14 protein-coding genes are annotated in these 16,532 nt (G+C 64.6%); 12 read left to right on the top strand and 2 right to left on the bottom strand.

The features are described from left to right. Nucleotides 1-26: 26 nt before the first annotated feature. Together CLU87_RS17225 and CLU87_RS17220 are read right to left on the bottom strand one after the other, a co-directional pair. On the bottom strand, nucleotides 27-1,682 hold the full coding sequence (locus tag CLU87_RS17225) for a methyl-accepting chemotaxis protein (RefSeq protein WP_056745281.1): 1,656 nt from the start codon (nucleotides 1,680-1,682) through the stop codon (nucleotides 27-29). Nucleotides 1,683-1,714: 32 nt separating this feature from the next. Continuing rightward, nucleotides 1,715-2,242, bottom strand: a complete 528-nt coding sequence (locus CLU87_RS17220) for a chemotaxis protein CheW (protein ID WP_099731229.1) — start codon at nucleotides 2,240-2,242, stop codon at nucleotides 1,715-1,717. Nucleotides 2,243-2,470: 228 nt separating this feature from the next. Between CLU87_RS17220 and CLU87_RS17215 the strand changes: the two genes are divergently transcribed. The 12 genes from CLU87_RS17215 to murF all read left to right on the top strand — a co-directional run bounded on the left by CLU87_RS17215 (nucleotide 2,471) and on the right by murF (nucleotide 16,512). Next, nucleotides 2,471-3,706 (top strand): class I SAM-dependent rRNA methyltransferase, encoded by a 1,236-nt coding sequence (locus CLU87_RS17215; RefSeq protein ID WP_099731228.1) that lies wholly within the window; start codon nucleotides 2,471-2,473, stop codon nucleotides 3,704-3,706. Nucleotides 3,707-3,818: 112 nt separating this feature from the next. Next, nucleotides 3,819-4,880 carry a GTP-binding protein gene (locus CLU87_RS17210; protein WP_099731227.1) on the top strand — a complete coding sequence of 354 codons (1,062 nt, stop codon included), beginning with the start codon at nucleotides 3,819-3,821 and terminating at the stop codon, nucleotides 4,878-4,880. Between the two features lie 197 nt (nucleotides 4,881-5,077). Further along, the gene (dksA, locus tag CLU87_RS23685; RefSeq protein ID WP_082522359.1) at nucleotides 5,078-5,875 is read left to right on the top strand and encodes an RNA polymerase-binding protein DksA; all 798 of its coding nucleotides are present in this window, start codon (nucleotides 5,078-5,080) and stop codon (nucleotides 5,873-5,875) included. 47 nt (nucleotides 5,876-5,922) lie between these two features. Beyond that, nucleotides 5,923-7,662 (top strand): STAS domain-containing protein, encoded by a 1,740-nt coding sequence (locus CLU87_RS17200; RefSeq protein WP_056059240.1) that lies wholly within the window; start codon nucleotides 5,923-5,925, stop codon nucleotides 7,660-7,662. Nucleotides 7,663-7,815: 153 nt separating this feature from the next. Then, a complete protein-coding gene (gene hslV, locus CLU87_RS17195) occupies nucleotides 7,816-8,382 on the top strand; it encodes an ATP-dependent protease subunit HslV (protein ID WP_056059237.1) in 567 nt (188 codons plus the stop codon). 132 nt (nucleotides 8,383-8,514) lie between these two features. Beyond that, nucleotides 8,515-9,840: an ATP-dependent protease ATPase subunit HslU gene (gene hslU, locus CLU87_RS17190; RefSeq protein ID WP_056059234.1), complete on the top strand. Its 1,326-nt coding sequence runs from the start codon at nucleotides 8,515-8,517 to the stop codon at nucleotides 9,838-9,840. A 252-nt stretch (nucleotides 9,841-10,092) separates the two neighbouring features. Then, nucleotides 10,093-10,521, top strand: a complete 429-nt coding sequence (mraZ, locus tag CLU87_RS17185; RefSeq protein WP_015012546.1) for a division/cell wall cluster transcriptional repressor MraZ — start codon at nucleotides 10,093-10,095, stop codon at nucleotides 10,519-10,521. A gap of 8 nt (nucleotides 10,522-10,529) precedes the next feature. Further along, nucleotides 10,530-11,456 (top strand): 16S rRNA (cytosine(1402)-N(4))-methyltransferase RsmH, encoded by a 927-nt coding sequence (rsmH, locus tag CLU87_RS17180; protein ID WP_056059230.1) that lies wholly within the window; start codon nucleotides 10,530-10,532, stop codon nucleotides 11,454-11,456. Nucleotide 11,457: 1 nt separating this feature from the next. Next, the gene (ftsL, locus tag CLU87_RS17175; RefSeq protein WP_056059227.1) at nucleotides 11,458-11,787 is read left to right on the top strand and encodes a cell division protein FtsL; all 330 of its coding nucleotides are present in this window, start codon (nucleotides 11,458-11,460) and stop codon (nucleotides 11,785-11,787) included. Further along, nucleotides 11,784-13,529, top strand: a complete 1,746-nt coding sequence (locus CLU87_RS17170; RefSeq protein WP_056745274.1) for a penicillin-binding protein 2 — start codon at nucleotides 11,784-11,786, stop codon at nucleotides 13,527-13,529. Before ftsL ends, CLU87_RS17170 begins: the two co-directional genes overlap by 4 nt. Further along, nucleotides 13,529-15,043: a UDP-N-acetylmuramoyl-L-alanyl-D-glutamate--2,6-diaminopimelate ligase gene (locus CLU87_RS17165; RefSeq protein WP_056745272.1), complete on the top strand. Its 1,515-nt coding sequence runs from the start codon at nucleotides 13,529-13,531 to the stop codon at nucleotides 15,041-15,043. The genes CLU87_RS17170 and CLU87_RS17165 overlap by 1 nt, the downstream gene beginning before the upstream one ends. Further along, on the top strand, nucleotides 15,034-16,512 hold the full coding sequence (murF, locus tag CLU87_RS17160; protein ID WP_056745270.1) for a UDP-N-acetylmuramoyl-tripeptide--D-alanyl-D-alanine ligase: 1,479 nt from the start codon (nucleotides 15,034-15,036) through the stop codon (nucleotides 16,510-16,512). The genes CLU87_RS17165 and murF overlap by 10 nt, the downstream gene beginning before the upstream one ends. Nucleotides 16,513-16,532: the final 20 nt, after the last annotated feature.

Here is a 16,532-nt window from a genome sequence, read left to right as displayed (position 1 = left end):
GCGGCCTGCACGCCTGGCCGCGCTGCTCAGACGGCTGCCATCGGCGGATGGGCGTGACCGAGCGAGGGGCGGCGTACGGGCCGGTGCTGCGCGACAGCAAGTGGCTCATGGACGTGGACGAGGGCTTGGACCGCAGGCAGCTTGAAGGTGGCAACCGTGTCGACCAGTTCGCCCGCCTGCTGGTTCAGGCTGGCAGCGGCTGCGGCCATTTCTTCCACCAGTGCGGCGTTTTGCTGTGTGGCCTGGTCCATCTGCGTTACCGCTTCGTTGATCTGGTCCACCCCCTGGCTCTGTTCGGTGCTGGCGGCAGTGATATCGCCCATGATGTCGGTGACACGGCGGATGGAGGCAACGACCTCACTCATGGTTTGACCGGCGCGGTCCACCAGGGCAGACCCGGCTTCCACGCGCTCCACGCTGGTTCCGATCAGGCCCTTGATCTCGCGGGAGGCCTCGGCCGAGCGGCTCGCCAGCACGCGCACCTCGGTGGCCACCACGGCAAAGCCCCGGCCCTGGTCGCCGGCGCGGGCGGCCTCCACCGCCGCGTTCAGCGCCAGGATATTGGTCTGGAACGCGATGGAGTCGATGACCCCGATGATCTCGGAGATCTTGTTGCTGCTGTCGTTGATGTCCTTCATGGTGCGCACCACGTCAGCCACCACCTCGCCACCCTGCACTGCAATCGAGGTGGCGGTCTGGGCCAGCTGGTTGGCCTGGCGGGAGTTCTCGGCGTTCTGGCGCACAGTGGCGTTGAGCTGCTCCATGGAGGCGGCTGTCTCTTCGAGCGCACTGGCTTGCTCTTCGGTGCGCGAAGACAGGTCGTTGTTGCCCTGTGCGATTTGTTCCGAAGCGCTGGCTACGTTGATGGAGCTCTGGTGCACCATGGCTACCATGGTGGCAAGGCTGTCCTGCATGCGCTTGAGTTGCGCCATCAGGCTGGAGGTGTCGCCGGGCCTGAGGTCAATGGCCACGGTCAGGTCGCCGTGCGCCACGCTGCGCGCCAGTGCGGCAGCAGTGCCCGGCTCGGTGCCCAACTGGCCCACGATGCTGCGGGTCACGAGGTAGCCAAAGCCCAGGGCGAATAGCACACCACTGGCAATAGCCAGCGCCACGAACCATCGCGTATTGGCATAGGACTCGACCGCTTGGTCATACTCCTTGCGCGCGGTGTCCAGTTGCACCTGCACCAGAGCGCCCAGCACGTCTTGCAGCGGATCGAGTGCGGGGTACATCTCTCGTGCTGCATAGTCGGTCAGGCCCGGCAGGTCCTTGTTACCGATCAGGTTTTCCAGCGCTTGGACGGCGCCATCGGCTTTGGGCTGCAGCTCTTTGAATTGGGCTGCCAAGCGCACTTCGTCGGCCACCAGCTCGGTCGCCAGATAGGCGTTCCAGTTGTCACTGATGTCCTTCTTGGCTCTGGCGATCGAATCCAACCCTTGCTGCGGGGTGAGCGCGCCGTCGCGCACCTTGTGTGCGGTATCCACTACGTTCACGGCGTACGCGTCTGACACCAGCTTGATCTGTTTGAGTGGCACCACGCGGTCCTGGTACACGGTATTGAGCCCCGCGTTGGCGCGCTGCATGCCAGTGAGGCCTGCGCTGCCGATCACAACGGTCAGCACGCAAAGTACGGCCAGCAGCAGAGACAGGCGGGTAGAAATCTTCAGGTCATTGAAGTTCATGATTAGCAGTTCCTTGTGGGTGATGCAGCCGCTCAGTGGCTGGTGGCAGGTGTATCACTCGCTACCGATTTGGCAAGAAATTTCTCGATATCGAGCAGGATCAGCATGCGCGGGCCGACCGAGCCGATGGCCAGCAGGTGTTCGGGCTTGACGTTGCCGCGCAGGGCGGGCACGGGGCGCAGCTGTTCGCGCTCCAGCGTGAGCACGTCGGACACGCCGTCCACCACCACACCCACCGTCCGCTGGCCGATGTGCAGCACGATCACCACCTTCAGGTGGTCGTACTGCACGGCGGTCTGGCCCAGCTTCAGGCGCAGGTCGAGGATGGGCACGATCACGCCGCGCAGGTTCATCACGCCCAAAAGCTCACCGGTCGCGTTGGCGATGGTGGTGGGCTTCTCGTACGACCGGATCTCCTGCACGCGCAGGATGTCCACCCCGTATTCCTCGTTGCCTATCTTGAAGGCCAGAAATTCACGAAGGTCGGTCATCACGGCCTGGGCCGTGCCGGGCGCGGGGGCCAGGCGGGTGATGCTGGGGCGTGTGGCAGAGGTGGTCATCGGATTGGTTGTGATAAAAATGATAATTTATGCAATTTTATCGATTGAAAATCATATTTGTCAAATATGCGATTTCAATGCGGTAGATCGGATGCGTTCCTGCCGGGCTGGGAAGGGCTGGGTTGGCCTGTCTGATGGGTGTGTGACCAGGGGCGTGGGTAGCTTTTGCGCGCAGTTTTCCATCGGCGGGTGGCTCACCCGTGCCCGCCAGCACGCACAATCCGGGTCATGAAAACCCTTCGACTCCGCGCGGGCAAAGAACGCTCGCTGTTGCGCCGCCATCCCTGGATCTTTGAATCGGCCATCGCCAAGGGCGGCGGCGACAGCGGCGAGACCGTGCGCGTGGAATCGCACGAAGGCCAGTTTCTGGCCTGGGCTGCGTACAGCCCCAGCTCGCGCATCCGTGCCCGGGTGTGGAGTTTTGATGAGGCGCAACGCATTGACGCTCCGTTTTTTATAGCTGCTTGCGCACGTTCCATCATCGCCAGGGCACGTTTTGACGTGCAAAGCGATGGCGTACGCCTGGTGCATGGCGAGTCCGACGGCCTGCCCGGGCTCATCGTGGACCGCTATGGCGATACGCTGGTGGCGCAGTTCACCAGCGCAGGCACCGAGCGCTGGAAGGGCGTGATTGCCGATGCGCTGCTGCGCGAAACGGGGCTGACCAAGCTCTACGAGCGCTCGGATGCCAGCGTGCGTTCGCTGGAGGGCCTGGAGCCCGCCACCGGCTGGCTGCGCGGTGGGCCCACGGGTGCGGCAGGTGATGGCGAGGGGCCGCCGCTCGAACTCACGATCCGTGAACACCAGTGGCGTCTGACGCTCAACATCGCTGAGGGCCACAAAACCGGCTTCTATCTGGACCAGCGCGACAGCCGCCAGCGGTTTGCCGACTACACCCAGCGCCTGGGCTTCAAGCATGTGCTCAACTGCTTTTGCTACACCGGTGGCTTCAGCGTGGCGGCACTGGCGGGCATGCGTGCAGCGGGCACTGTGGCCGACGGGCACGTGACCTCCATCGATTCCTCGGGCCCGGCCCTGGAGCGCGCCCGCGCCCATGTGGCGCTCAACGGGTTTGATCCGAACCGGGCCACCTTCCTCGATGCCGACGTGAATGCCTCGCTGCGCCAGTTCCTCAAGGAAGGCCAGCGCTTTGACGCCATCATCCTGGACCCGCCCAAGTTCGCCCCCACGGCGGCCCACGCCGAGCGGGCCGCGCGCGCCTACAAGGACATCAACCGGCTGGCGCTGCAGTTGCTGTCGCCCGGCGGGGTGCTGTTCACCTTCTCGTGCTCGGGCGGCATCAGCGCCGACCTGTTCCACAAGATCGTGGCCTCGGCTGGCGCCGATGCAGGGGTGGACGGCTACATCCTGGAGCGCCTGGGCGGCGCGCCCGACCATCCGATGACGCTGGAGTTTCCGGAGGGCGAGTACCTCAAGGGGCTGGTGGTGATGCGCAAGGGGTGAGCTTTCCGGTGCCAGCAGGGGCTTGACAGCCTCGGTACACTGAAAAAGATGCCCCTGGGTGGGGCACTGCGCCATGCAGCGCAAGTATTTGATTCCCTTGAAAGACAGATTTATGGCACTGATCCCCGTCACCATCCTCACCGGCTTCCTGGGCTCGGGCAAAACGACGTTGCTCAAGCGCCTCTTGAGCGAAGCCCATGGCCAGAAGATTGCCGTGATCGAGAACGAATTCGGCGAAGAAAACATCGACAACGACATCCTCGTGACCGAGTCCAAGGAGCAGATCGTGCAGATGAGCAATGGCTGCATCTGCTGCACCATCCGCGAAGACCTGCGCGAGACGCTGCAACTGCTGGCGGCCAAAAAGCGCAAGGGCTTGCTCGACTTTGACCGCATCGTGATCGAGACCACCGGCGTGGCCGACCCGGGCCCCGTGGCACAGACCTTCTTCATGGACGAAGAGATCGCCGAAACCTACCTCATCGACTCGATCATCACGCTGGTGGACGCCAAGCATGCGCCACAGCAGCTCAACGACCGGCAGGAGGCGCGCCGCCAGGTGGGGTTTGCGGACCAGATCTTCCTGTCCAAGACCGACCTGGTGTCCAAGGACGAGACCGACGCGCTGATCCATCGCCTGAAGCACATGAACCCGCGCGCGCCCATCAAGGCCGTGCATTTTGGCGAAGTGCCGCTCAAGGAGGTGCTGGACCTGCGCGGCTTCAACCTCAATGCCAAGTTGGACATCGACCCGGACTTCCTCAAGGAAGAAGGGGATGGACATGACCACCACGACCATGACCACGAACATGGCGAGCACTGCAGCCACCCCTCCCACCAACATGAGCACGGCCATGGCCATCACCATCACCACGACGACGATGTGAAGAGTTTTGTGTACCGATCGGACCGCCCGTTCGATCCGGCCAAGCTCGAAGACTTCCTTGGCGCCATCGTCAATATTTACGGCCCGCGCATGCTGCGCTACAAAGGGGTGCTGAATATGAAGGGCACTGAACGCAAGGTCATATTCCAGGGCGTGCACCAGCTCATGGGCAGCGACCTGGGCCCCCAGTGGGCCGAGGGCGAGGCGCGTACCAGCAAGATGGTCTTTATTGGCATTGACCTGCCCAAGGACATCTTCCTGCAGGGGCTGGAGCAAAGCCTGGTCTGACCTGTTCGCCGGTTCCGAGGGGGCGATGGAGCCCGATTTGTGTTGTATCTGCAACGTTTCCGTTTGCGTCAGCCCAGGTCGATACAATCGCGCCCCGGCAAGAACCTGTGAACAGGTTCTAGACCCCGGAAGGCTTGCCACACGCCCTTGGCTGCGAATGCAGCTGGGGCCCGCCCGTACTGCGAGGAGACCAGGAAGTGAAAGCCGACACCAGCAAATCCAAGGGGGCCACCAAGGCAACCCCTGCCGCGGCGAAAAGCGCCGCCGCCCCAGCGGCACCCAAAGTTGCTGCGAAGGCCACTGCCAAGGCTGCTGCGGCACCCAAGGTGGTCGCGCCCCCGGCCGTGGCGGCACCCGCTCCGGCGCCCGCACTGCAAGCGGGCTCGCAGGTACCCGTGCGCACAACCCGGCCTTCTTCCCGATTGGCCCAATTGACCGTACCATCCATGGCACAGACGGTGGCTTCGACAGCTGCCAAAGCCAGTTATCAACACACCATGCCCACGACCGCGCAAGCGCAGCCCACTTACACGGCTGCCAAAAAAGACCCCAAGCTGGCGAACAACTGGAAAACCAAGTCCGTCGCCGAGCTGACCGACGCTGAAGTCATGGCCATGCCCGACAGCGAGTACATGAACGAAAAGCAGATGGCGTTCTTCCGCCTCAAGCTCGTTCAGCTCAAGCAGGACATCCACAACAGTGCCGGCGAAACCACCGAACACCTGCGTGAGGACACCGTGGTGGTGCCCGACCCGGCCGACCGCGCCACCATCGAAGAAGAGCACGCACTGGAGTTGCGCACCCGCGACCGGGAGCGCAAGTTGCTCAAGAAGATCGAACAATCCATTGCCCGCATTGATGCGGGTGACTACGGCTACTGCGACGAAACCGGTGAGCCCATTGGTGTGGGCCGCCTGATCGCACGTCCCACCGCCACGCTGTCGCTCGAAGCGCAGCAACGCCGCGAACTCAAGCAGAAGATGTTTGGGGATTGAGCAGGCAGCCGCCTGTTGATCAACGCGCGCACTCTGCACCCTGAGCCATGAGCAAGGAAGAATCCACCCCTGGCGGCCTGCTATCGAAGGTGGTGCGGTTCGTGAAGAATCCGACCGTCAACTGGACGGAGCTGGACTCCCTCCAGGACGACCGGGAGAGCCAATACAGCAAGCAGATGCTCAAGGAGATGATCGAGCGCAAGCGCCGCAACGATTTTGTGCGGCGCCGCGAGTTCGATCAGCTGCGCAAGCTGCGCCAGCGCGAGGTCTTGCACGGGCAGCGGGTGGAAGATGCCGCAGGGCGCCCCTCGTTTTTCCAGAGCAGCATGGCATCGCCCGACGAACGGGCCGTCACGCTCAAGAAGATCGACGAGATCGAAGCGCAGATGTCCCAGCAGTGGTGGAAGAGCAAGCAGGGCGCTGACGCACCCACCCAGCCAGGGGTGATGCCGGATTCCAGCACGGAGGCGTCTGCGGAAGAGCAAGCCCGTGCCTATGCGCCCACGGTGCCCGGGAGCCTGTCTGCCCCACTGGATACCAAACCCGCCGTTCAGCCTCTGTTCGCTGATGACAGCATGGCCATTGGCCGCTTTGGTGGCACGGACGCCACCATGCTGCCCGGCAGCACCCCACACGTCGAAGCATCCTTCAGCCCTGCGGCTCCCACGGCTGCGCCCGCGCCCGCATTCGAACCGGAGGAATTCGTGCACGAACCCGATCTTGAAGAAGCCGCCATCCGGTTTGCCAATGGTGACCATGCAGGGGCCGAGTCTGGCCTGCTGGAGGTGCTGGCCCAGCACCAGCAGGACGATCCAGCGCAGCAGCTGGAAATCTGGATGACGCTGTTCGACCTTTACCGGGCCACCGGGCAGCACGACCGTTTTGACACCCTGGCCATCGACTTTGCCGCGCAATATGGCCGCTCGGCGCCGCTGTGGTTTTCCATCCCGGCGCAACTGGGCCTGGCCGTTGAAGTGGCGCCCGCTGCCGAGCCTGCCGCCGCCATGCGCCGCGATTTCAGCTGGAACGCTCCGCCCACCGTGGCGGTTTCTTCGGTGGCGGCACTGCAGGCCTCGCTGGCCCGTGCGGCGTCCCCCTGGACGCTGTCCTGGTCACGCCTTGCTTCGATTGATGAGGCGGCAGTGCCCCTGTTGGCTGACCAGTTCAGCCTGTGGGCCGACCGCGATGTCCAGATCGTGTTTTCGGGGGTTGAAAAGCTCCATGCCCTGCTCGATGCCAAGACCCAGTCGGGCGACCGCTCGAACAGCCCCGAGTGGTGGCGTTTGCGCATGGCTGCCATGCGCCTCATGGGCAAGCCCGACGAGTTTGAACTGGTGGCGCTCGACTACTGCGTGACCTACGAAGTCTCTCCGCCCTCCTGGGTGTCGCCACGTTGCGGATACTCGGACAACGAGGGGGTGTCTTCAGGCTCTGCGCCTCTGGCCGCCGACAGCGACTTCATGGCGTCCGATCTCGGTGAGTCGTCGGTCCCCGCTCCCTTGGAGACCGGACCCGTCGCACAGCTCAGCGGCCATATCGATGGCGATGCCACGCCCCTGCTGCAGCCATTCGAGGCGCACTTCAAGCCCGGCGTGCCGCTGACCATTGCCTGCGACAAGCTGATCCGGGTGGACTTTGCGGCCGCAGGCTCCGTGCTCAACTGGGCGGCCGAGCAACAGGGCCACGGCCATGTGATCCAGTTCCACAACCTGCAGCGGCTGGTGGCGATCTTCTTCAACGTGATCGGAATCAACGAGCACGCCTGGGTGGTCCCCCGGAAGAACTAGCAGCACCTCTCCTGGGGGGGGGCTGTTCCGGTCCAGATTCCAGTCTTGCGGGCGTTGGGGAATGGCGTGTCGCGTGGTTGGCCAGGCTGCGTGTGCGGCATCCGTCCCGAGGTCGGCTTGCAAAATGCCTGGTGATCCCCATCTGCCGCAGCTATGGATTCATCTCAAGACAACCATCCGGTGTTCCACGGCACCACCATCCTCAGTGTGCGTCGCCAGACGCCTTCCGGCATCCAGGTCGCCATCGGCGGCGATGGGCAGGTCACGCTGGGCAACATCGTGGTCAAGGGCACGGCGCGCAAGGTGCGCAAGCTCTACCACGGCAAGGTGCTGGCGGGCTTTGCGGGCGCCACGGCCGATGCGTTCACGCTGTTCGAGCGCTTCGAGGCGAAGCTGGAAAAGCACCAGGGCCACCTGACGCGCGCTGCCATCGAACTCACCAAGGACTGGCGTACCGACCGGGTCTTGCGCCGCCTCGAAGCCATGCTGGCCGTGGCCGACGCCAGTGCGTCGCTCATCATCACCGGCAATGGCGACGTGCTGGAGCCCGAGCAAGGCATCGTGGCGATTGGCTCGGGTGGCGCTTATGCGCACTCGGCGGCCAAGGCGCTGCTGGTGAATACCGAGTTGTCTGCCCAAGAGATCGTGAAAAAGTCGCTCGAAATTGCGGGCGAACTCTGCATCTACACCAACATGAACCACACCATCGAGACGCTCTGAGCGTGCGACGGTGGAGCAGGCCCCGCGCTGGCCTCACGGTCAGCGCATCGAGGGCTAAATGCTCTGTTTTTTATAGCTGCTGGTGCATGATTCACTAGCGCTACAGTCCCATTTGATACCAGGAAGACCTGTATGTCGTCCATGACCCCCCAGGAAATCGTCTCCGAGCTGGACCACCACATCGTGGGCCAGGCCAGCGCCAAGCGTGCCGTGGCCATCGCTCTGCGCAACCGCTGGCGCCGCCAGCAGGTGGAAGGCAGCCTGCGCCAGGAGATCACGCCCAAGAACATCCTCATGATCGGCCCCACCGGCGTGGGCAAGACCGAGATTGCACGCCGCCTTGCAAGACTCGCCGATGCGCCCTTCATCAAGGTCGAGGCCACCAAGTTCACCGAGGTGGGCTATGTGGGCAAGGACGTGGATTCCATCATCCGCGACCTGGCCGAGATGGCTGTGAAGCAGACGCGCGAGGCCGAGATGAAGAAGGTGCGCACACGCGCCGAAGATGCCGCCGAGGAACGCATCCTGGACGTGCTGATCCCCCCGGCCCGCGCAGCGGCAGGCAGCGAACCCGCCGCTGACAACACGGCCCGCCAGGTCTTTCGCAAGAAGCTGCGCGAAGGTGCACTGGATGACAAGGAGATCGAGATCGACGTGGCCGAAGGCCGCCCTCAGCTCGAAATCATGGGTCCCCAGGGCATGGAAGAGATGACCGAGCAGCTGCGTGGCATGTTCAGCCAGCTGGGGCAGGACAAGCGCAAGACCCGCAAACTCAAGATCGCCGAGGCCCTGAAGCTCATCGCCGATGAAGAGGCGGCCAAGCTGGTCAACGAAGAGGACATCAAGACCCGCGCCGTGGCCAGCGCCGAGCAAAACGGTATCGTCTTCATCGATGAGATCGACAAGGTGGCCGCGCGGCAGGAAAGCAGTGGCGCCGACGTATCGCGCCAGGGCGTGCAGCGCGACCTGCTGCCGCTGGTGGAGGGCACCACGGTGTCCACCAAGTACGGCATGATCAAGACGGACCACATCCTGTTCATCGCCTCGGGGGCGTTCCACCTGTCCAAACCGAGCGACCTGATCCCGGAGCTGCAGGGGCGGTTCCCGATCCGGGTGGAGCTGGAATCGCTGTCGGTCAAGGACTTCGAAGCCATCCTCACCCAGACCCATGCGTCGCTGGTCAAGCAGTACCAGGCGTTGCTGGCCACCGAGGGCGTCACGCTGGAGTTCGCGCCCGAGGGCATCACCCGCCTGGCGCACATCGCCTTTGAGGTGAACGAACGCACCGAGAACATCGGCGCGCGCCGCCTGTCCACGGTGATGGAGCGCCTGCTGGACGAGGTGAGCTTTGACGCCACCCGCCTGGCCGGCCAGACCATCACCATCGACGCCGCCTACGTCGATACCCGCCTGCAGACTCTGAGCCAGGACGAGGACCTGTCGCGCTACATCCTGTGACCACTCGGTCAAGCCTTGAGAGGTCACTTTCATAGGCCTCTCTAAGTGCTTCTTTTTCAACGACTTTTGGCATTCTGGTGTCTGAAAAAACGCATCTAAGTCGTTGATTTCATTGAAAAGTTTGTGGGACAACCCCCTTGTTCGGTGTGCTTTTCCTGCTACAGTGCAAAAAAGTGCAATTAAGTGGTGAAAAGTGCCCTCAGGGTCCGTTTCTGGACCTGCGAGGCGCAAAACCGAACTGGGAATCTGTCCGTGTTTCAAGGTGCCTCGTCGCTGAGTCTCGATGCGAAGGGTCGGCTGTCCGTGCCGACCCGGCATCGTGACGTCCTCGCGGCCACGGCATCCGGTCAGCTCACCATCACCAAGCACCCGCACGGCTGCCTCATGGTCTTCCCCCGCCCTGAATGGGAGAAGTTCCGCGAGCGCATTGCCCAGCTGCCCATGTCCGCCCAGTGGTGGAAGCGCATCTTCCTGGGCAATGCCATGGATGTGGACATGGACGCCACCGGCCGTGTGCTGATCTCCCCCGAGCTGCGCGAAGCCGCCGGTATTTCCAAAGACACCATGCTGCTGGGCATGGGCAATCATTTCGAACTCTGGGACAAGGCCACCTACGACGAACAGGAAGCCAAGGCCATGCAGGGTGAGATGCCGGATGTCTTCAAGGACTTCTCCTTCTAAGGCGCGCTGTGACATCCCCCTTGCAACACACCACCGTCCTGCTGAACGAGGCCGTGGACTCTCTCCTGGGCGGCGCAGGCCCGGAGCCTTCCGGCACCTGGATCGATGCGACCTTCGGGCGCGGCGGGCACTCCCGCCTCATCCTGCTCCGGCTGGGCCCCCAGGGGCGCCTGGTGGCCTTTGACAAGGACCCCGAAGCCATCGCCGAAGCAACGCGCATCACCGATGCGCGTTTTTCCATTCGGCACGAAGGTTTTCGCCATCTGGCCGACCTGCCGCCTGCCAGTGCTGCGGGCGTGCTGATGGACCTGGGCGTGAGCTCGCCCCAGATCGACAGCCCCGAGCGGGGCTTCAGTTTCCGTTTTGACGGTCCGCTGGACATGCGCATGGATACCACGCGCGGCGAAAGCGTGGCCGATTGGTTGGCCACGGCCGAAGTCGGTCAGATTGCGGAGGTGATACGTGACTACGGTGAAGAACGGTTTGCTGGCCCCATTGCAAAGGCGATTGTTGCTCGGCGCGAAGAACGGGGTCCTCTTGCAACCACCGCAGAATTGGCCGACCTCGTGGCTGGCGCGGTCAAAACCCGCGAGCCGGGCCAGAACCCTGCAACGCGCACATTTCAAGCTCTTCGGATTTTCATCAACGCCGAGCTTGAAGAGCTGCAACAGGCGCTAGAGGCCAGCCTCTCGGTGCTGCAGCCCGGTGGGCGGCTGGTGGTCATCAGCTTTCATTCGCTCGAAGACCGCATCGTCAAGCAGTTCATCGCCAAACATTCCAAGGAGGTCTACGACCGCCGCGCACCGTTTGCTGCGCCGCAGGCCATGAAGCTCATCGCGCTCGACCGCATCAAGCCCAGTGCGGCCGAGGTCGAGGCCAATCCCCGCTCGCGCAGCGCCATCATGCGCGTGGCCGAGCGCACGGCGGTCGTCTGACATGACGCGGCTCAACGTGGTCCTGTTGCTGGCGGTGCTGGCCAGTGCGATCTATCTGGTGCACACCCAGTACGAATCGCGCCGCCTGTTCACCGAGCTGGACCGCGCCGTGGCCGAGGCCCGCCGTCTGGAGACGGAGCACCAGCGCCTGCAGGTGGAAAAGCGCGCCCAGGCCACTCCGCTGCGGGTGGAGAAGATCGCGCGCGCGCAGTTGAACATGCGCACCGCCACCCCAGCGATCACTCAGTACGTGTCTGACCCGCAAGGCGTCGCAACTGCCACCGCAGCGGCAGCCGCCGCCGCTTCGCAACCCGCCGGGGTGCAGCCATGAGCCGCAGCGTGCTCTACACATCCAGCCCTTTGCTGGCCAGCAAGACGCCGGTCTGGCGCAGCAAGTTCATCGTGGCGGTGATTGGGCTGGGCTTTCTGGGGCTGGCTGGGCGGGCGGCCTATGTGCAGGTGTTTGGCAACGCGTTCTTCCAGCGTCAGGGCGAGGTGCGTTTTGCGCGCACGCTGGAGTTGCCTGCCAACCGCGGCAAGATCGTGGACCGCAATGGCCTGATCCTGGCGTCCAGCGTGCCGGCTGCCAGCATCTGGGCGATCCCCGAAGACGTGGACCAGGACAGGCCCGAGGTTCGCGCCAAGCTCAAGCAGCTGGCCAAGCTGCTGGACATGCCGCAGGCCGACCTGCTGAAAAAGCTGGCGGATGAGGACAAGACCTTCGTCTGGATCAAGCGTCAGCTTGACTGGGACGTGGGCCAGCAGATCGCAGCCCTGGACATCAAGGGCATCTACCAGCGCAAGGAATACAAGCGCCAGTATCCCGAGGGCGAGGCCGCCGCACACGTGGTGGGCTTCACCAACGTGGAAGACCATGGCCAGGAAGGCATGGAGCTGGCCTTCGACAAGGAGCTGGCAGGCAAGCCCGGTTCGCGCCGTGTGATCAAAGACCGATTGGGCCGCGTGGTCGAAAGCGTGGGCGAAACCGTGCCCCCGGTCGATGGTAAGGACATGCAGTTGTCCATCGACAGCAAGGTGCAGTTTTTTGCCTACCAGAAGCTGCGCGACCAGGTCGCCGCGCACAAGGCCAAGGCGGGCAGTGTGGTAGTGCTCGATGCCCACACGGGTGAGCTGCTGGCGCTGGCCAACTACCCGAGCTACGTGCCCGACAAGCGCCAGAACCTGACTGGCGAGCAGCTGCGCAACCGTGCGCTGACCGACGTGTTCGAGCCCGGCTCGACCATGAAGCCGTTCACCATCGGCCTGGCGCTGGAGACCGGGCGCGTGCGCCCAGAGACCGTGGTGGATACCAACCCCGGACGCATCACCATCACAGGCTCCACGATCTCGGACACGCACAACTACGGCGTGCTCACGGTCGAAGGCGTGATCCAGAAGTCCAGCAACGTGGGCACCACCAAGCTGGCCATGCAGATGCCCGCGCGCGAGATGTGGGAGACTTTCTCGGCCGCCGGTTTTGGTCAGAAGCCCCAATTGCACTTCCCGGGCGTGGTGACGGGCCGCCTGCGCCCCTACAAGAGCTGGCGCCCCGTGGAGCAGGCCACCATGTCGTACGGCTACGGCCTCTCGGCCAGCCTGTTCCAGATGGCACGGTCGTACACCGTGTTTGCCAATGGCGGTCGGGTGATTCCCGCCACCATGCTCAAGACGGCCGAGCCCGCCGTGGGCGTGCCTGTTTTTTCCGAGCGCACGGCCGACCAGGTGCGCAAGATGCTGCAGATGGCCGCAGGCCCCGGCGGCACGGGCCAGAAGGCGCAGACCGTGGGCTACTCCGTGGGCGGCAAGTCGGGTACGGCACGCAAGCAGGTGGGCAAGAACTACGCCTCGGGCAAGTACCGCGCGTGGTTCACCGGCATGGCACCCATCGACAAGCCCCGCATCATCGTGGCCGTGATGATCGACGAGCCCAGCAATGGCGTGTTCTACGGCGGTGCCGTGGCTGCGCCGGTTTTCAGCGAGGTAGTGCAGCAGACCCTGCGCATGATGGGCGTGCAGCCCGACATGGCCGTCAAGCCGCAGATCGTGGCCAATGCCGTGGAGGAGTCGCTGTGATGCAAGCGCCGCTCCACACCCTGCAGACTGCCAGCGACGCGGTGCAATGGCTGCGCACGCGCGTCACCGGCGCACTGCACACCGACAGCCGCCAGATCACGCCCGGCGACGGCTTCATTGCCTGGCCCGGTGCCGCCACAGACGGCCGCGCGCATGTGGCCGACGCCATGGTGCGTGGCGCCACGGCCTGCCTCGTCGAACAGGCGGGGGTCGAGGCCTTTGCTTTTGCGGGCGACCACATGGCCGCGCTTCAAGGTCTCAAAGCCGCCACAGGGCCCATCGCCGCCGAATGGTTTGCACAACCCACGCAGCAGCTGAAGGTGCTGGCGGTGACGGGAACCAACGGCAAGACGAGCACGGCGTGGTGGCTCGCAGGTGCTCTGAATGTGCTATCGAATGAGGAGCAATCAGGGCAAGATCAATGTGCGCTGGTGGGCACTTTGGGCATGGGACTGCCACCCGCGCTCACCTCCACCGGCATGACCACGCCCGACCCGGTGCGGTTGCAGCGCGCGTTTGCCCAGTTTGTGGCGCAGGGCCTCGGTGCCTGCGCCATCGAGGCCTCGTCGATTGGATTGGCCGAGGCCCGGCTTGACGGCACGCACATCCACGCGGCCATCTTCACCAACTTCACGCAAGACCACCTGGATTACCACGGCAGCATGGCCGATTACTGGCTGGCCAAGCGGGCGCTGTTCGACTGGCCGGGCCTGCAGGCTGCCATCATCAATGTGGACGACCCCGCAGGCGCCCAACTGCATGGCGAGCTGAAGGGCAGTGCTCTGGATCTGTGGAGCGTCTCTGCCCAGGGGGCTGCGCGCCTGGCGGCGCAGGACATCACCCTGGGCGACCAGGGTCTGTGTTTCACGGTGGCCGAGGGCTCTGACCGGCACCTGCTGCAAACTCGCGTGATCGGCCAGTACAACGTGCTGAACCTGCTGGGGGTGCTGGCTACGCTGCGCAGCCTGGGTGTGCCGCTGGTCCGCGCTGTGCGCGCCTGCGCCAGCCTGCAGCCCGTGCCGGGCCGCATGCAGCGGCTGGTGGCGGTGGGCCAGCCCCTGGTGGCCGTGGACTACGCACACACCCCCGACGCTTTGGACAAAGCCCTGCAAGCCCTGCGCCCCCTGGCCACCGAGCGTGGCGGGCGGCTGTGGTGCGTGTTCGGCTGCGGCGGCGACCGCGACGCGGGCAAACGCCCGCTGATGGGTGCCGTTGCCCAGCAGCAGGCCGACCAGGTGCTGGTGACCAGCGACAACCCCCGCAGCGAAGACCCGGCCGCCATCCTGCACCAGATCCTGCAGGGCACGATTGCCGGTGGCACCGTGCGTGCTGAGCCCGACCGTGCGGCCGCCATCGCCCAAGCCATTGCCGAAGCCGCACCTGCCGACGTGGTGCTGATTGCCGGCAAGGGCCACGAAGACACCCAGGAGGCGGCAGGCGTGCGCGTGCCGTTCTCCGACATGGCCCACGCGCAGGCTGCGCTGCAGGCCCGAGGAGCCCACACATGGGCATGAACACCATTGCACCCGTCATGACACTGCAGCAAGCCTGGGCACTGCTGCAGCCGCGTATTCCCGCTGCCCGCTTGGTGGGCGATGGCGCCACGCCGCTGGCGCGTGTGCACACCGACACGCGCACCCTGCAGCCGGGCGATCTGTTTGTGGCGCTCAAGGGCGAGCGTTTCGATGCCAACGCCTTCCTGGCCGATGCCCGTGCTGGCGGTGCCGCTGCAGCCATTGTGCACGGTGGTCTGGAGGCAGCCGGTTTGCCCGGCATCGAAGTGCCCGACAGCCTGGCTGCGCTGGGCGCACTCGCCACGGGCTGGCGTACGCAGTTCCACCTGCCGCTGATCGGCGTGACGGGCAGCAATGGCAAGACCACGGTGACGCAGATGATCGCGTCCATCCTGCGTGCCTGGCAGGGTGAGGCTGCGTTTGCCACGCAGGGCAATTTCAACAACGACATCGGTGTGCCGCTGATGCTGATGCGCCTGCGCGCCAGCCACCGCGCCGCCGTGATCGAGATGGGCATGAACCACCCTGGCGAGATCGCCACGCTGGCCGCCATGGCCCAGCCCACGGTGGCCTTGGTCAACAACGCGCAGCGCGAGCATCTGGAGTTCATGCATACCGTCGAGGCGGTGGCCCGCGAGAACGGCTCGGTGTTTGCCAGCTTGCCCGCCGATGGCGTGGCCGTGTTCCCGTCAGGGGATGCCTACACGGGCCTGTGGCAGTCGCTGGCTCTGGGGCGGCCCGGCCGCCGCACGGTGACCTTTGGTGATGGCGGCGATGTTCGCTGTGCGCAGGCCACGTGGGAGCGCGGCGCCTGGGCGGTCACCCTGGCCACACCACGCGGCGAGATCACGACCCGCCTGCACATCGCTGGCCGCCACAACGTCACCAACGCGCTGGCAGCCACGGCGTGCACGCTGGCAGCGGGTGCACCCGTCGCGGCCATTGCCCAGGGGCTGCGCGACTTCACACCGGTCAAGGGCCGTTCGCGCGCTTTCAGTGTGACCGTCGCGGGCCGCGACATCACGGTGGTGGACGACACGTACAACGCGAACCCCGATTCCATGCACGCTGCCATCCAGGTGCTGGCCGAACTGCCAGGCCCGCAACTGCTGGTGATGGGCGACATGGGCGAGGTGGGCGACCAGGGGCCACAGTTCCACACCGAGGCCGGCGCACTGGCCCGTGAGGCTGGTATCTCCACGATGTTTGCGCTGGGCGCGCAGTCGGTGCACGCCGCGTCGGCGTACGGCGACGGGCAGGGTGGTGTTGCCCGGCATTTCAACGATATGAGCGCACTGCAGGATGCGGTGCGCAACGCCCTGCCCACGGTGGGCAGCGTGCTGGTCAAGGGATCGCGATTCATGAAGATGGAACAGGTGGTCGAGGCGATCAGCGCCGCCGCACTGCCCCCAGAACAACAACAAAAGCCGATCAATCCACGGGAGGGACACCATGGCGCAACGCATTGATATTGCCCGTACGGTGCCAG

Source organism: Acidovorax sp. 59 (assembly GCF_002754175.1).
GTDB classification, from domain to species: domain Bacteria; phylum Pseudomonadota; class Gammaproteobacteria; order Burkholderiales; family Burkholderiaceae_C; genus Acidovorax; species Acidovorax delafieldii.
The sequence above is the reverse complement of the archived record's forward strand: the minus strand, read 5'-3'. Positions and strand labels throughout refer to the sequence as shown.

Excerpts from the sequence above, each read along its gene's own strand:
- CLU87_RS17225 (WP_056745281.1), bottom strand. The coding sequence starts at position 1,682 with ATGAACTTCAATGACCTGAAGATTTCTACCCGCCTGTCTCTGCTGCTG.
- CLU87_RS17220 (WP_099731229.1), bottom strand. The coding sequence starts at position 2,242 with ATGACCACCTCTGCCACACGCCCCAGCATCACCCGCCTGGCCCCCGCG.
- CLU87_RS17215 (WP_099731228.1), top strand. The coding sequence starts at position 2,471 with ATGAAAACCCTTCGACTCCGCGCGGGCAAAGAACGCTCGCTGTTGCGC.
- CLU87_RS17210 (WP_099731227.1), top strand. The coding sequence starts at position 3,819 with ATGGCACTGATCCCCGTCACCATCCTCACCGGCTTCCTGGGCTCGGGC.
- CLU87_RS17200 (WP_056059240.1), top strand. The coding sequence starts at position 5,923 with ATGAGCAAGGAAGAATCCACCCCTGGCGGCCTGCTATCGAAGGTGGTG.
- hslV (WP_056059237.1), top strand. The coding sequence starts at position 7,816 with ATGGATTCATCTCAAGACAACCATCCGGTGTTCCACGGCACCACCATC.
- hslU (WP_056059234.1), top strand. The coding sequence starts at position 8,515 with ATGTCGTCCATGACCCCCCAGGAAATCGTCTCCGAGCTGGACCACCAC.
- ftsL (WP_056059227.1), top strand. The coding sequence starts at position 11,458 with ATGACGCGGCTCAACGTGGTCCTGTTGCTGGCGGTGCTGGCCAGTGCG.
- CLU87_RS17170 (WP_056745274.1), top strand. The coding sequence starts at position 11,784 with ATGAGCCGCAGCGTGCTCTACACATCCAGCCCTTTGCTGGCCAGCAAG.
- CLU87_RS17165 (WP_056745272.1), top strand. The coding sequence starts at position 13,529 with ATGCAAGCGCCGCTCCACACCCTGCAGACTGCCAGCGACGCGGTGCAA.
- murF (WP_056745270.1), top strand. The coding sequence starts at position 15,034 with ATGGGCATGAACACCATTGCACCCGTCATGACACTGCAGCAAGCCTGG.